The organism is Kitasatospora sp. NPDC056731, assembly GCF_040687675.1.
Lineage (GTDB): Bacteria > Actinomycetota > Actinomycetes > Streptomycetales > Streptomycetaceae > Kitasatospora.
In genome coordinates this window covers 18,781-33,067 of sequence record NZ_JBFBNR010000053.1, presented here as the reverse complement: position 1 = coordinate 33,067, position 14,287 = coordinate 18,781, and the positions used below count along the sequence as shown (strand labels likewise).

Annotated in this window: 13 protein-coding genes and 1 pseudogene; 6 read left to right on the top strand and 8 right to left on the bottom strand. The window is 74.4% G+C overall.

The window, feature by feature from the left end; all coding sequences use genetic code 11:
• Positions 1-5: 5 nt before the first annotated feature.
• Both AB0R04_RS33835 and AB0R04_RS33830 read right to left on the bottom strand, forming a co-directional pair.
• Positions 6-3,857 (bottom strand): glycosyltransferase family 2 protein, encoded by a 3,852-nt coding sequence (locus tag AB0R04_RS33835; protein WP_363377422.1) that lies wholly within the window; start codon positions 3,855-3,857, stop codon positions 6-8.
• A 217-nt stretch (positions 3,858-4,074) separates the two neighbouring features.
• The gene (locus AB0R04_RS33830; RefSeq protein WP_063349134.1) at positions 4,075-4,347 is read right to left on the bottom strand and encodes a WhiB family transcriptional regulator; all 273 of its coding nucleotides are present in this window, start codon (positions 4,345-4,347) and stop codon (positions 4,075-4,077) included.
• Between the two features lie 622 nt (positions 4,348-4,969).
• Between AB0R04_RS33830 and AB0R04_RS33825 the strand changes: the two genes are divergently transcribed.
• The 3 genes and pseudogenes from AB0R04_RS33825 to AB0R04_RS33815 form a co-directional block, all read left to right on the top strand.
• Positions 4,970-5,593, top strand: a complete 624-nt coding sequence (locus AB0R04_RS33825; RefSeq protein WP_363377421.1) for a cysteine dioxygenase family protein — start codon at positions 4,970-4,972, stop codon at positions 5,591-5,593.
• Between the two features lie 92 nt (positions 5,594-5,685).
• Positions 5,686-6,645: a 2-phospho-L-lactate transferase gene (gene cofD / locus AB0R04_RS33820; protein ID WP_363377420.1), complete on the top strand. Its 960-nt coding sequence runs from the start codon at positions 5,686-5,688 to the stop codon at positions 6,643-6,645.
• 25 nt (positions 6,646-6,670) lie between these two features.
• Positions 6,671-7,966 (top strand): annotated as a pseudogene (locus AB0R04_RS33815) (coenzyme F420-0:L-glutamate ligase); the annotation flags it as partial.
• A 4-nt stretch (positions 7,967-7,970) separates the two neighbouring features.
• Here the strand turns inward: AB0R04_RS33815 and AB0R04_RS33810 are convergent.
• The 5 genes from AB0R04_RS33810 to AB0R04_RS33790 form a co-directional block, all read right to left on the bottom strand.
• Positions 7,971-8,240, bottom strand: coding sequence for a type II toxin-antitoxin system RelE/ParE family toxin (locus AB0R04_RS33810; protein ID WP_363377419.1), 270 nt, complete (start codon positions 8,238-8,240; stop codon positions 7,971-7,973).
• On the bottom strand, positions 8,237-8,509 hold the full coding sequence (locus AB0R04_RS33805; RefSeq protein WP_063349130.1) for a type II toxin-antitoxin system Phd/YefM family antitoxin: 273 nt from the start codon (positions 8,507-8,509) through the stop codon (positions 8,237-8,239). The genes AB0R04_RS33810 and AB0R04_RS33805 overlap by 4 nt, the downstream gene beginning before the upstream one ends.
• A gap of 79 nt (positions 8,510-8,588) precedes the next feature.
• Positions 8,589-9,035 carry a PIN domain-containing protein gene (locus AB0R04_RS33800; RefSeq protein ID WP_363377418.1) on the bottom strand — a complete coding sequence of 149 codons (447 nt, stop codon included), beginning with the start codon at positions 9,033-9,035 and terminating at the stop codon, positions 8,589-8,591.
• A complete protein-coding gene (locus AB0R04_RS33795; RefSeq protein ID WP_363377417.1) occupies positions 9,032-9,286 on the bottom strand; it encodes a type II toxin-antitoxin system prevent-host-death family antitoxin in 255 nt (84 codons plus the stop codon). Before AB0R04_RS33795 ends, AB0R04_RS33800 begins: the two co-directional genes overlap by 4 nt.
• Positions 9,287-9,311: 25 nt before the next feature.
• The gene (locus AB0R04_RS33790) at positions 9,312-10,229 is read right to left on the bottom strand and encodes a DNA-3-methyladenine glycosylase 2 family protein (protein ID WP_363377416.1); all 918 of its coding nucleotides are present in this window, start codon (positions 10,227-10,229) and stop codon (positions 9,312-9,314) included.
• A gap of 54 nt (positions 10,230-10,283) precedes the next feature.
• Here AB0R04_RS33790 and AB0R04_RS33785 point away from each other — a divergent pair, with 54 nt between their 5' ends.
• The gene (locus AB0R04_RS33785; protein WP_363377415.1) at positions 10,284-10,775 is read left to right on the top strand and encodes an SgcJ/EcaC family oxidoreductase; all 492 of its coding nucleotides are present in this window, start codon (positions 10,284-10,286) and stop codon (positions 10,773-10,775) included.
• A 24-nt stretch (positions 10,776-10,799) separates the two neighbouring features.
• On the opposite strand, the gene AB0R04_RS33780 is transcribed toward AB0R04_RS33785, so the two are convergent.
• On the bottom strand, positions 10,800-11,912 hold the full coding sequence (locus tag AB0R04_RS33780; RefSeq protein ID WP_363377414.1) for an N-acetylmuramoyl-L-alanine amidase: 1,113 nt from the start codon (positions 11,910-11,912) through the stop codon (positions 10,800-10,802).
• Between the two features lie 104 nt (positions 11,913-12,016).
• Between AB0R04_RS33780 and AB0R04_RS33775 the strand changes: the two genes are divergently transcribed.
• Together AB0R04_RS33775 and AB0R04_RS33770 are read left to right on the top strand one after the other, a co-directional pair.
• On the top strand, positions 12,017-12,808 hold the full coding sequence (locus tag AB0R04_RS33775; RefSeq protein ID WP_363377413.1) for a TIGR03089 family protein: 792 nt from the start codon (positions 12,017-12,019) through the stop codon (positions 12,806-12,808).
• 141 nt (positions 12,809-12,949) lie between these two features.
• Entirely contained in the window at positions 12,950-14,200 is a 1,251-nt protein-coding gene (locus AB0R04_RS33770; RefSeq protein ID WP_363377412.1) for an LCP family protein, read from the top strand.
• Positions 14,201-14,287: the final 87 nt, after the last annotated feature.

Genomic DNA, 14,287 nt, shown 5'->3' with positions numbered 1-14,287 from the left:
GCGGGTCAGCTCCCCGATCCGTGCTGGTGCGGGTACCGGCCCGTGCCGTTGGGGTCGTTCGGGTCGTTGGGGTCGTAGTAGGGCTCGGCCTGCGGCTGCCCCGGCACCCACGGCTGCTGGTGCTCCGCCTGCTGGTAGGGCTGCTGCTCGTAGCCGTACTGCTGCTCCTGCGGGTACGGCTGCTGCTCGTAGCCCTGCTGCGGGTACGCCTGCGGCTGGTAGCCCTCGTAGCCCTGGCCGTCGTACCCCTGGCCGCCGTACGGCGCGGCCACCGGCTGCTGGGCCGCGTACTGGTCGTAGCTGTACGGGTCGGCCTGCTGGTACGTCTGGTACGGGTCGGCGTACGGCTCGGTCTCCTGGACGGCGGCGGCCGCCTGGACCGCCTCGGCCATCGGCTCGCCGGCCGGCTGCGCCGGGATCGCGCCCGGCGGGCCCTCGTACACCCCGCCGTCCTCGCCGCCCTCGCCGCGCTCGGCCATCCGGCGGGCCCGGCGGCTGCCGGGGGCGGGCGCCTGCGCCTGGGCCGCGGCGGCCAGCGCGGCGGCGGCCACCACCTCCTCGGGCAGGTCGTCGTCCTTGTGGCTGCGGCGTCCGGGCAGGGCCAGCACCAGGATGGTCAGGCCGAGCAGCACCTGGGCCCAGATCCAGCCGGTGTGCGCGAAGCCGTCCTCCCGGGTGACGGTCAGCTTGCCGCCGCCGGCCGGGAGCTTGAAGCCCTGCGCCCAGCCGTCGACCGTGACGGACTCCAGCGCGGTGCCGCCCACGGTGGCCTTCCACTCGGGTGCGGCGGACTCGGCGAGCCGCAGCACCCGGCCGTCCGGGCCGGCCGGGACGGTGGCGGTGAGGTCGCGGGCCCCGGCCGGGACGACCACCGGGGCGGCGCCCGGGGCGGTGATCACCGCACGGACGGCGGGGGCGCCGGTGACCTGCCAGAGCGCGGAGTCGCCGTCCTGGTTGGCCTTCACCAGGCCGGGGGTGGTGTCCAGGACGTCCTTGTAGGTGCCGATCACCGACTGCTGGACCAGCACGTAGGCGATGCCGTAGCCGGAGAGCGCACCGGCCTGGTCGGCGCCGGAACCGGCCAGCAGGCTGCCGACCATCTTGTTCAGGCCGTCCTGGGTGCCGGTCGCCGGGTCGACGGTGGACTCGGCCTGGCCGAGCGTCAGGCCCGCGCCGCGGACCACGGTGTAGCGGACCGCGCCGCCGCCCGGGTCGCCGGTGACGACCAGGGTGCGGGAGCGGTCGGTGGTGCCGGCCTCCTCCGCGATGAACGCGGGCACCTGGCCGGCCTGGGCCCGGTGCAGCGGCTTGCCGGCGCCGGTGAGCGCCCACCACAGTCCGGTGCCCAGCGGGGCCAGCACCGCGGCGGCCACCACCAGCGCGGCCACCGGCTGGCGCCAGCCGAACGCGATCCCGGCCACGCGGGCGTTGGCGCCGTCGGCACCGATCGCGGCGGCCGCCAGCAGGGCGATCCCGGCGATCAGCGAGGCCGGGCCGGCCCAGGCGGGCACCGCCGGACCGCCGGAGGCCGGGGTGACGGAGGTGCCCGCCACCGCGACCGCGAAGACCAGACCCGCACCGGCCGCACCCCAGGCGGACAGCACCGCACGGCGACGGTCGGCGCGCAGCAGTGCGGCGAGCGCGGCGAGCACCACGCCGGCCGACAGCCAGACCGGCGGCACCCCGGCGCCGCCCGGGTTGACCAGCAGCAGGCCGGCCGCGCTCGCACCGGTGCCGTGCAGGCCGGGCAGGCCGGCCTCCAGCAGCAGCCACTGCGGGTGCGCCAGCACCGACAGCGACCACGGCGCCAGCACCAGGACGGGCAGCGCGAGGATCACCAGGACGCGCAGGCCGAGCAGGCGCAGCGCGGCGCCGCCCGAGCCGAAGGCACCGCCGCGGACCACCGCGACGACCAGCGTCGCCAGGCACAGCGGCAGGGCGAGCGCCCAGGTCAACGGCACGAAGGAGGTGGCCAGGGTGAGCAGCAGGACGGTCATCCAGACCGGCCGCCACCCCGGGCGGGCGCCCTTGGCGGCGCTCTCGTCGCGGATGCCGAGACCGGCCGCGATCGCGGCGGCGCGGGCCAGCGGCGGCAGCAGCACGGCGAGGACGGCGGTGCCGATCCGGCCCTGGGCGAGCGCGCCGGTCGCGGCGGGCAGCAGCGCGTAGGCGGCGCTGGCCCAGGCCCGGACGAGCTTGGAGTCCAGCAGCGGCCGGGACACCAGGTAGGCGCTGACCGCGGACAGCGGCACGGTGAGCACGACCAGCAGGGTGAGCGCGAGGTCGGCGTGGTCGAACAGCACCCAGGACAGCACCGCGAGCACGCCGAGGTACGGCGGCGCGGCGGCGGCGGAGCCGGTGCCGATCGGATGCCAGGCGTCCGCGTACATCGACCAGAGGCCGCCGGCGCCGTCGGTGGCTGGCAGCAGGGCGCCGCCGAACAGCTCGCCGCTGCCGAACAGGCCGCGGCAGGCGATCAGGGCGAACACCAGCAGGGCCGCGAACAGCACCGGCGCCGGACGCCGGGCCAGCTTCTTGATCAGCGTGAACTGCTCGACGACCAGGTCCTCGTCGTCCTCGCCGCCCGGCCCGGCCTCGACCGAGCCGTGCCGGCCGGTGTCGTCCTCTCCCCCTATGCCGAGGGAGCCGATCACGCCCTCGACGGCGAGCCGGGCGGTGGCGCCGGGCGGCGGGAAGAGCGTGCGGTCGTCCAGGGCGTCGGCGGCCCGGGTGCGGGCGCGCTGCTTGCGCGCGGCCAGCAGCCGGGGGAAGCGGACGAGTTCGTGGCCGAGGCCGGTGAGCTCGTCGAAGGCCTGGCGCGGGTCCTTGCCGAGCAGGTTGGTGACGGCCCGCAGCAGGGTGCCGAGCACCAGCCGCAGCAGGACGTAGGGGAAGAGCGCGCCCTTGCAGTTGGCGAGCAGGGTGTAGACGGCGCCGGCCTTGTCCAGCCGGTGCGGGTGGGCGGGGCCGCAGTCGATGGCGCGGCGCTCGCGGCTGGCCGCCTCGGCGTGCCGCAGCACGGCGTCGGGGGCGACCACCACGCGGTGGCCGGCGGCGTTGACCCGCCAGCAGAAGTCGGCGTCGTCGCGCATCAGCGGCAGCGCCTTGTCGAAGCCGCCGAGTTCCTCGAAGACGTCGCGGCGCACCAGCATGCCGGCGCTGGAGACGGCGAGCACCGGGCGGACCTGGTCGTGCTGGCCCTGGTCCTGCTCGCGGCGGTCGAGGCCGGTCCAGCGGCGGCCGGAGCGGGCGATGGTGACGCCGACCTCCAGCAGCTGGCGGCGGTCGTACCAGCTGCGCAGCTTGGGGCCGACCACGGCGGCGCTGGGGGTGGAGTCGGCGACCTGGAGCAGCCGGCGCAGCGCGTCGGTCTGCGGCTCGCAGTCGTCGTGCAGCAGCCAGAGCCATTCGACGGGCTGGGTCTCGCGCGGGCCGCCGCGGCCGAGGTCGTCCTCCTGGGCGAGCGGGTCGCCGAAGTCGTCCCAGCCGCCGGTGACCGGGTCGTAGCCGGAGGGGTCGAGCCGGTACGGCAGGTCCTCCGGGCGCAGCGGCGGGCTGCCGAAGACGGCCTCGGCGACGGCGGTGCCGAAGCCGGCCCGGCGGCCGAGGAGCAGCGGGCCGCTCTCGGGCAGCCAGTCGGCGAGGGTGTCCGCCAGCAGTTGCGGAGAGTTGTCGGTGGAACCGGTGTCGACCGCGAGCACCCGCTGGACCTGGCGGTCCTGGCCGAGCAGGCCGGCGAGGGCCTGCGGCAGCCAGCGGGCCCCGTCGTGCGAGACGATCACCGCGGTGACCAGGTGGCGCGGGTAGGCGGGCGGCCTGGCAGCGGTGAAGCCGCTCTGGTGGCTGTAGACGGTCATCGAGTGCGCGGGCCTCAGTTCTCGGTGGACACAGCCGGTGAACGGCAACCGGATGGCGCACCACACTAACGGCTCCGGATGGCGGCTTCGTCCGCGGTGCCGGTGCGGGACCGGTGAAGAGCCGGCAGGGAACACGAAAGCGCCCCACCGCCGCGGTGAGGCGCCCGTACTGCCGTGTGGTTGTCGAAGGGTCAGCGGGGGTCGGCGGCCGCCCCGGTCAGACCGCGCTCTTCTTGAGCCGACGGCGCTCGCGCTCGGAGAGGCCGCCCCAGATGCCGAACCGCTCGTCATTGGCGAGGGCGTACTCCAGGCATTCCGAACGGACCTCGCAGGCGAGGCAGACCTTCTTGGCCTCGCGCGTGGAGCCGCCCTTCTCGGGGAAGAAGGACTCGGGGTCGGTCTGGGCGCACAACGCGCGCTCCTGCCAACCGAGTTCCTCTTCCTCCTCCGCGATGCCGTCACCGATCAACAGCTCAAAGAGCTCGCTCATGTGGCGCGCCTCCTCTGCCCCTACTTGGCGTCCCCGTGGTTGCCGTTGCCTCGTGCGGCCGACGACACGAGTGAAATTACAGTTGCGTCACTCTGGCTCAGTCAAGCCGAGCTCTGGTATTGGGGCGAGGATTCACTCCCCGGCACCAAGCCGTTACGAATAGTGTACATATTCGGACACATTGGACCTTCGATCCGAAAGCCCTGAACGGCGTCGAACCAGCCACAACCCTTCGGCGAGTGACGCTCGGTCACCATCACAGGCCGGTCATCGCCCTGCCTTCCCGGCGATCTTCCCATCGAAACATAGAGCGTGATTTATCACCCCATCCGGGCAACTTCTTGGCGTAACCCCCTCGAATGCCGCATCCCTGTGTTTGACACCGGCCCACGGATGCGGTCTGCTTTCCTCTATGTCAGAGTTCGCCAGCCCCCGGAGCGGTTCCACGCTCCGCCGTGCCGTGAACTCTTGTTGTCGCCTCTGCTCCTGCTGTATCTAGGCGCCCGCGTCCCACCGCGCGCCGCCCCCAGGAAGCACAGAGGCCGCCCGCGATTCCCGTCCCAGGACATCCCGGATCCGGCTGATCCCCGACGAACCAGCCGCCACTCCGAGGACGACTCCCGTGCGTATGACCCGCATCCGCAAGCGGAACCGCGACCGCAACAAACTCGCCCACCGAAGCCCCTCCCCCACCGCGCCCGCCGCGCCCGCCCGGGGCTGGACCGACGGCCTCAGCGACGTCTCCATCGCCGGTGACCCGCTCGCCTTCCCGCACCTGGCCCGCACCGACCTGCCCCGCCACCCCACCACCGTGGCCGGCCACGCCCGGCTGATCCGCGAGATCGCCGCCGACCGCGCCCGCTGGGAACCCCTGGTCCGCTACGACGCGCTCACCCGCTGGTACGCCCGGCTGGAGACCGGCCCCGGCTACGAGGTCTGGCTGCTCAGCTGGCTGCCCGGCCAGAGCAGCGGCTTCCACGACCACGGCGAGTCCTCCGGCGTGATGACCGTCGTCCAGGGCGAGCTGATCGAGCGCTCGCTCACCCGCGCCGGCGAGGGAGCCCGCACCCTGCGCCCCGGCGGGCAGCGGGTCTTCTCCTCCGGCTACCTCCACGAGGTGGTCAACGGCACGCTCGAACCCGCCGTCTCCATCCACCTCTACACCCCGGGCCTCACCGAGATGAACCAGTACGGCGGCACCGCCGTCCCCGAGCAGCACCCGCAGGCCCAGGCCGAGGCGCACTGAGCACCCGCCCGCGTCAGCCCGGCCGTCGCACCCGCCGGCGACCGGGCCGGCGACCGGGCTGACGGGCAGTCGGACCGTGGCAGGATGAACCCATGCGCATCGTGGCACTGGCAGGCGGAATCGGCGGAGCGCGCTTCCTGCGCGGACTCCTCGCGGCAGTCGGACCGCAGGACGAGATCACCGTCATCGGCAACACCGGCGACGACATCCACCTCTACGGCCTCAAGGTCTGTCCCGACCTCGACACCGTGATGTACACCCTCGGCGGCGGCATCCACGAGGAGCAGGGCTGGGGCCGCACCGACGAGACCTGGTCGATCAAGGCCGAGATGAAGGAGTACGGCGTCGGCCCCGAGTGGTTCGGGCTCGGCGACCGCGACTTCGCCACCCACCTCGTCCGCAGCCAGATGCTCACCGCCGGCTACAGCCTCAGCCAGGTCACCGAGGCGCTGTGCGTGCGCTGGAAGCCCGGCGTACGGCTGCTGCCGATGAGCGACGACCGGGTCGAGACCCACGTGCGGATCACCGACGAGCAGGGCACCCGGGCGATCCACTTCCAGGAGTACTGGGTCAGGCTGCACGCCGCCGTCGACGCCGAGGCGATCATCCCGGTCGGCGCCGACACCGCGAAGCCCGCGCCCGGCGTCCTGGAGGCCCTCGCCGCCGCTGACGTCATCCTCTTCCCGCCGTCCAACCCGGTCGTCTCCATCGGCACCATCCTCGCCGTCCCCGGCATCCGGGAGGCCGTCGCCGCCGCCCCCGCCCCCGTCGTCGGGCTCTCCCCGATCATCGGCGGCGCCCCGGTGCGCGGCATGGCCGACAAGGTGCTCGCCGCCGTCGGCGTCGAGGCCACCGCGGAGGCGGTCGCACTGAACTACGGCTCCGCACTCATCGACGGCTGGCTCGTCGACACCGCCGACCAGGCCTCGGTCGCCGCCGTCGAAGCCGCCGGGATCGCCTGCCGGGCCGTCCCGCTGCTGATGACCGACGTCGAGGCCACCGCCGAGATGGCCCGGGCCGCCCTCGCCCTCGCCGAGCAGGTGCGCAAGTGAGCGGGCGCGGGCGCAGCGGGGCGGGCGCATGAGCCTGCGGATCCTGCCGGTCGAGGGGCTGCCGGAGATCGACGCCGGGACCGACCTCGCCGAGCTGCTCGCCAAGGCCGGCGAGTACCAGGACGGCGACATCCTGATCGTCACCTCGAAGATTGTCAGCAAGGCCGAGGGCCGGCTGCTGCACGCCGCCGACCGCGAGGCCGCGATCGAGGCCGAGACCGTCCGGGTGGTCGCCCGGCGCGGCCACGCCCGGATCGTCGAGAACCGCAACGGCTTCGTCATGGCCGCCGCCGGCGTCGACGCCTCCAACACGGCCCCCGGCACCGTCCTGCTGCTGCCCGAGGACCCGGACGCCTCCGCCCGCGCCCTGCGCGGGCGGCTCCAGCAGCTCACCGGCCGCCGGCTCGCCGTCGTCGTCACCGACACCTTCGGCCGGCCCTGGCGCACCGGGCTCACCGACGTCGCCATCGGCGCCGCCGGGCTGTCCGTGCTGGAGGACCACCGCGGGCGCACCGACAGCCACGGCAACGAGCTGGCGCTCACCGTCACCGCCACCGCCGACGAACTCGCCGCCGCCGCCGACCTGGTGAAGGGCAAGACCAGCGGCGTGCCGGTCGCCGTCGTCCGCGGGCTCGGCCACCTCGTCACCGCCGAGGACGGCGACGGCACCCGGCCGCTGGTCCGCTCCGCCGTCGACGACATGTTCCGGCTCGGCACCTCCGAGGCGCTGCGCCAGGCCGTCACCCTGCGGCGCACCGTCCGCTCCTTCACCGACACCCCGGTCGACCCCGGCGCCGTGCGCCGCGCCGTCGCCGCCGCCGTCACCGCGCCCGCCCCGCACCACACCACGCCGTGGCGGTTCGTCCTGCTGGAGACGGCGCAGACCCGCACCCGGCTGCTCGACGCGATGCTCGCCGCCTGGCAGCGCGACCTGCGCGAACTCGACGGCTGGGACGACGCCCGGATCGCCCGCCGCACCGCCCGCGGCGACGTCCTGCGCGAGGCGCCCTACCTGGTGGTGCCCTGCCTCGTCATGGACGGCTCGCACCACTACCCCGACCAGCGGCGCGCCGCCGCCGAACGGGAGATGTTCACCGTCGCCGCCGGCGCCGCCGTGCAGAACCTCCTGGTCGCCCTCACCGGCGAGGGCTACGGCTCCGCCTGGGTGTCGTCCACCATGTTCTGCCGCGACACCGTCCGCGCGGCCCTCGACCTCCCGGACGACTGGGACCCGATGGGCGCCATCGCCGTCGGCCGCCCCGCCGAACCCCCGCGCGAACGCCCGGACCGCAGCGCCGACACCTTCATCGAGGTGCGGTAGCGGTTCAGAGACCGCGATAGATCTCGCGGCGATTGCCAACGGCCACCACGAGGATCACCAGCACGCCGTCGTGGATCTCGTAGGCCACACGGTAGACGCCGACGCGGAGGCGGTAGAGGCCGTCGTGACCCGCCAGCTTCTTGACATCCGGGCCATCGACGTAAGGGTCCTCACCGAGAACGGTGAGTGCGGTGAGGATCCGCATCGCATCGACCTGGCTGATGTCACGCAGCTGGCGCTTGGCATGCGAGGTGAAGCGGAACGCGTACTTCACGCAGCGCTCCCGGAGGAGTCCTTGGGCGAGTCGAACAGGTCGGCCAGGAGCTCGGCCATGGTCACGGTGGGATCGTTCCGGTGCTGCTCGGCCTCACGGGCGAGCAGTTCGTCGGCGGCATCCTCGATGGCATCGAGGATCTCGATCGGCACGACCGCTCCGACCCGCTCGCCCTTCCGAGTGATCACGGTGATCTCGCCGGCCTCGGCCTGGGTGACCACCTCGGCGAGGTTCGCACGCAGTTCCCGGATGCTCAGTGCGTCAGTCATGCATCCAGCGTACACATCGGCGTGTACACCGCACGGCACTTTCGATTCACCGCCGCCGGTGGTCGAGGTGCGGTGAGGATCAGCCGTCGAGGTCGTCCGGCAGCAGCCGGAAGGCCTTGCGGTTGGTCAGTGGCCTGATCGCACGGAAGTGGCGACGGTCGACGGTCAGCACGGCGTCGGTCCTGAACTCCGCGGCCAGCGCGACGTTGATGGCGTCCGTCAGGCCGATGTCCAGGTCCGGGTACTGCCGCATGACCGCCCGCGCGGTGGCAAGGTGCGCACCCACCTCGGGCACCTCGAAGCGGCCGATCGCACATCGGTCGATGATGTCGTCCAGAACGCGCATCGCCATCGCGGCTCCGAGTGTCCGGTGCGCGAGGTAGTCCAGCTCGGCCAGCACCAGGGGCGAGATGACCAGATGGCCGACCGTACGCAAGGCCTTCAGGCAGGCGTCGTGGTCGGGTTCCTCACCGGCGTATGCGGCGAGCAGGGCGCCGGTGTCACCGACCACCGCGACGTCGGTCACCTGCCGAATCCTTCCATGTGCTGGTCGAGGTCGGCCAGAATGCGCCCGCCGCCGCCGGGGATGACCGGCATGTCGTCGAGCTCGTCCCCCATCGGATCGGTCCGGAAGGGGTAGACGGGTGCGGCCAGGCTCGGCGGCAGGATGGTGGCCACATGCCTGCCGTCCTTGGTGACGGTGACGGTCTCGCCCCGCTCGACGGCTCCTATCACCCTGGCCGTCTGCTGGTTCAGCTCCCGCATGGTTGCTTCCATGCGAGGCAGTGTACTACGGCGTAGTTCAGCGCCGCCGGTGGTCGTTGGGGGTGAGGCGGGGGCCGTAGCGGGGGGCGTGGGGGGTGGTGGCCAGCAGGAGGCGGCAGAGGCGGTGGCGGTGCGGGCGGTAGGGCTCCAGCAGGGCGAGCATCTGGGCGTCGTCGCTGCGGGGGCGGCCGGCCAGGGCCCAGCCGACCAGGTTGGGCAGGTGGAAGTCGCCGACCGAGACAGCGTCCGGGTCGCCGTTGCTGCGCTGCAGGGTCTCGGCGGCCGTCCAGGGGCCGACCCCCGGGACGGCGGTGAGCCGGGCGAAGGCCTCGGCGTGGTCCATCGCGGCGGCCTCCTCCAGCCGGGGCGCCAGCCGGACGGCGCGCATGACCGTCGCCGAGCGCTTCGGGTCCACCCCCGCGCGGTGCCACTCCCAGCTCGGCACCAGCGCCCACTCCCGGGCCGACGGCGCCACCCGCATGCCCTCGGCCGGGCCCGGCGCCGTGGTGCCGAAGTCCCGTAGCAGGGTGCGCCAGGCGCGGTAGGCCTCGTCGGTGGTCACCTTCTGTTCCAGGATCGCCGGGACGAGGGACTCCAGGACCAGCCCGGTGCGGGTGAGGCGGACCGCGGCGGTGCGGCGCTGGGCGTCCCGCAGCGGGCCGGGCGGCAGCACCAGGGCCTCCGGGTCGTCCTGCGCGCCCAGCAGCGCCGGCAGCCGCTCCAGCAGCCACGGCGCACCCGGGCCCCAGGCCGTCGCCTCCACCTCGCCGGCCGCCGGGCGTGCCAGCACCCGCAGCGTGCCGATCCCGGCCGGGGTCCGGGACGCCCGCCAGAGCGCGCCGTCGCCGGTGGTGCGGTACGCCGGGTCGGCGGGGCCCCGGCGCAGCGGCAGCAGCGTCCGGGCGACGTCCAGCGGGAAACCCGGCCGCCAGCGCCGTACCGACTCGCCCGTCACCGCCGCGCACCTCCTCCGCTGTCCGGCTCCACCGCCTTCGTCGACCATGGGGATATGAACGATACGCGGCTGCCGGAGCTGTCCTCCGGGGACGAGAGCGCGGTGCGGGCGCTGTACCACCGGGCGCTGGAGGGGTGGAACCAGCGGGACGGTTCGGCCTTCGCCGGGCCGTTCGCCGAGGACGGGGAGGTGATCGGCTTCGACGGCACCCGGCACTGCGGGCGGTCGGTGATCGCCGCCGAACTGGGGCGGCTCTTCGCCGACCACGCGACGCCGGAGTACGTGGCCAGGGTGCGCCGGGTCCGCGCGCTGGGGCCCGGGGTGGCGCAGCTGGACGCCGTCGCGGGGCTGGTGCCGGACGCCGCGGAGGACCTGGACCCGGCGCTCAACGCGGTGCAGACGGTGATCGCGGTGAACGCCGGGGCGGGCTGGCGGATCGGGCTGCTGCAGAACACGCCGGCGCGCTACGACCTCCGGCCGGATCTGGCGGCGGCGTTGACGGCGGAGCTGCGGGGGCTGGTCGGGCGGGGGCCGGGGCCGGCGTAGGGCGGTGCGGTGCGGTGAGGTGCGTCAGGGGGTCTGGAAGCGCGCCGCGGCCGTGCGGAGGGCGGGGAGCCGGGCGTAGAGGGCGTTGCCGGGGCACTCGGTGTTGAAGGCGTCGCGGTGGCCGGAGACCGCGTCGAAGTCGACGACGGTGCCCTTGGGGTAGCGGCTGGCGTCGGAGGAGGAGGTGAGCTTGGTGCGGCCGTCGGCGGGGTGGCCGGTGAGGCCGAGCTTCCAGCCGGCGATGGCGGCGAGGCCGTCCAGGAGGGGCTGGGTCGGGGCGTCGCCGACGTAGGTGCCGATGGCGGCGACGCCGGCCGAGTCGGTGTTGAAGCCGAGGGTGTGGGCGCCGTGGACGGGCTGGTCGACACCGCCGGCCCGGCCCTCGTAGACGGTGCCGCAGCGGTCGACCAGGAAGTTGTAGCCGATGTCCCGCCAGCCGCTGCTCTGAACGTGGTACTGGTAGATCGACCTGATCACCCGGGGGGCGTCGGAGCAGGCGTAGTCGGTGGCGGTGGCGGTGTGGTGGACGAACACCTCGTGGACCGGGCCGGTGTACTCGAAGGCCTGGTCGCGCAGGGACTCGTCCGCGCCCCAGCCGGCCCGGGTGACGATGGCGGGGCGCGGGGCCTGGTGGCCGTCGGCGGGGCGTCGGGGCAGGACCCGGGCGGCGGGCGCGGGCGCGCCCTGGCCGGGGTCGACCAGGTCGAGCCGCAGGCCGGGCGGGGGCCCGGCGGGGCCGGGGCGCACCTCGACGGCGACGCCGTCGCTGCGGCCGGTCCACAGGGGCGCGGTGGCGCCGCGCGGGGCGAGGTCGGGGCCGTCCTCGGTGTCGGCCTCCAGGTCGTGCCAGTCGCCCCAGCGGCCGGTGGCCGCGTCCCGGGTGCGGACCCGGACGGCGCCGCCGGCCAGCGCGTCCGCCGGGCCGTCCCAGCCGACGCCGAGGAGTTCGAACGGCCGGGTGGTGCGCGGCGCCAGGGCCGGGCCGGGGCCGAGCGGCAGTGAGGTGACCGACCCGCCGCCGGCGGAGCCGCGGCGCCGGGCACCGTCGGGATCGGCCGGACCGGCGGTGGCGGCGGGCTGGAGGAGCAGGGCGACGGTGCAGCCGGCGAGCACGGCGGCCGGGAGGGAAAGGCGCATAAACCGGATGGTGGCGGCAAATCGGGCCACTCGCCACGTCGCCTCGCGCCCGGTCCGCCACCCCTCCCGACGGCCCACTCGAAGGCCGTAGGCTGGGGCGCACCATGACTGCGCATTTCGCTGCCGATGCCCGCACCCCCGTCGAACTGCTGCACGCATATCTGCGAGGCGGCACGCCCACGGTCGATCCCGCGGCCCCGCTGGTCACCTTCTACGACGACGCCACCGGCGAACGGGTGGAACTGTCCGCCCGGACCTTCGACAACTGGGTGGCCAAGACGGCCAACCTCCTCCAGGACGAGTTGAACGCCGGCCCGGGCGACCGGGCCGTACTGCTGCTCCCCGCCCACTGGCAGAGCGCCGTCTGGCTGCTGGCCTGCTGGTCGGTCGGGGTGGCGGTGGTGCCCGGCGGCGACCCGGCCGCCGCCGACCTGGTGGTCAGCGGCCCGGACGGACTGGCGGCCGCCCACGCCTGCGAGGGCGAGCGGGTGGCCCTGGCCCTGCGCCCGCTCGGCGGACGCTTCCCGCAGCGCCCCGACGGCTTCCTCGACTACGCCGCCGAGGTGCCCGGCCAGGGCGACCGCTTCGCGCCGTACTCGCCCGTCGCCCCGGACGGCCACGCGCTGGAGACCGCCGTGGACGGGCTGCCGCTGAAGCTGACCGGCGAGCAGACCGTCGCGCTGGCCCGGGAGGGGGCCGCCCGGCTCGGACTGAAGCCCGGCGACCGGGTGCTGTCCACCTTCTCGTTCGACGACTGGACCGGCCTGGAGGCCGGTCTGCTGGCGCCGCTGGCGGCCGGCGCCTCGGTGGTGCTGTGCCGCAACTCGCAGGGGCTCGACCCCGAGCAGTGGGAGAAGCGGACCGAATCCGAACGGGTGACACTGCGCCTCGGGTAACCCCCGGGTCGGGCCGGGCGGGTAGGGATCCCTGCCATGGCCGAGGACGACACCGCGCACCCCCCGACCGACCCGCCCCCGACGGATGCGCACCCTTCCGAACCCGAACCCGGACGCCCGCGTCGGCGCCGGCGGTGGCCGATGATCACCGCCGGCGTCGTCGCGTTCCTGCTGGTCGCCACCGGGGCACTGCTCTGGATCGCCTACCGCACACTGGACGGCAACATCCGCACCGACTCGGCCACCGACCGGCTGCTCGCCCGGCTGGAGGCCGAGCGGCCGAGCCGGACCGCCGGGGCCCAGGGCTCCGAGAACATCCTGCTGATCGGCAGCGACGACCGCTCCGGCACCAACTCCTCGTACGGCGGCGAGCCGGGCACCCAGCGCTCGGACACCACGATCCTGCTGCACCTGGCCGCCGACCGGAAGCACGCGACGGCGGTCTCCATCCCGCGCGACGTCATGGTCACCGTCCCCGCCTGCGAGAAGCCCGACGGCACCCGCAGCAAGGCCGGGCTGATGCAGTTCAACTGGGCGTTCGAGACGGGCGGCGCGGCCTGCTCGATCCGCGCCGTCGAGCAGCTCAGCGGCATCCGGATCGACCACTACGTGATCCTCGACTTCAACGGCTTCAAGACGATGGTGAACGCCATCGGCGGGGTCGAGGTGTGCGTCCCGCAGGCGATCCACGACAAGGACGCCAGACTCGACCTGCCCGCCGGGCGGCAGACCCTGCACGGCGAGCAGGCACTCGGCTACGTCCGGGCCCGGGAGAGCCTGGGCGACGGCAGCGACACCCAGCGGATGGGCCGTCAGCAGCAGTTCCTGGCCGCGCTGATCCGCAAGGTGCAGTCGCAGGGCGTGCTGCTGAACCCGGCGCGGCTGTGGCCGGTGCTGGACGCGGCCACCTCCTCGGTCAAGGCGGACGGCGGGCTGTCCTCGCTCGGGGCGCTGTACGACCTCACCCAGGACCTGCGGGACATCCCCTCGGCGGACGTGGTGCTCCTGACCGCACCGCGCCGCCCGTACCGGTACGACTCGGACCGGGATGAGTTCGTGCAGCCGCAGACCACCCAGCTGTTCACCGCGCTGCGGGACGACCGGTCGGTCGCCGTCCGGCCGCCCGGTTCGGCGCCGTCGCCGGGTGCCGTCGCCGGGGCGGGCGTCGGTGTCGGGGCGGGCGTCGGTGTCGGGGCGGGCGCGAGCCCGAGCCCGAGTCCAAGTCCGGTGGCGGCGGGTGCGGGCGCGGGGTCGGACGGGGCGGCCGGGGCCGTGGGAGCTGCGGGGGCTCCGGGGGCTCCGGGGGCTCCGGCGAAGGCGTCACCTTCGGCGAACGCCTCGCCCACCTTCGAGGGACGCACGGCCGACGTGGACGCCTGCGCGCAGCACTGACCGCCGCTGCGCCGCAGGTCGACACGGGTTTTCCGGAAATCCCGCACACCCAGGGGACTTTACCCGGCCATTACCTGGACATGGCGC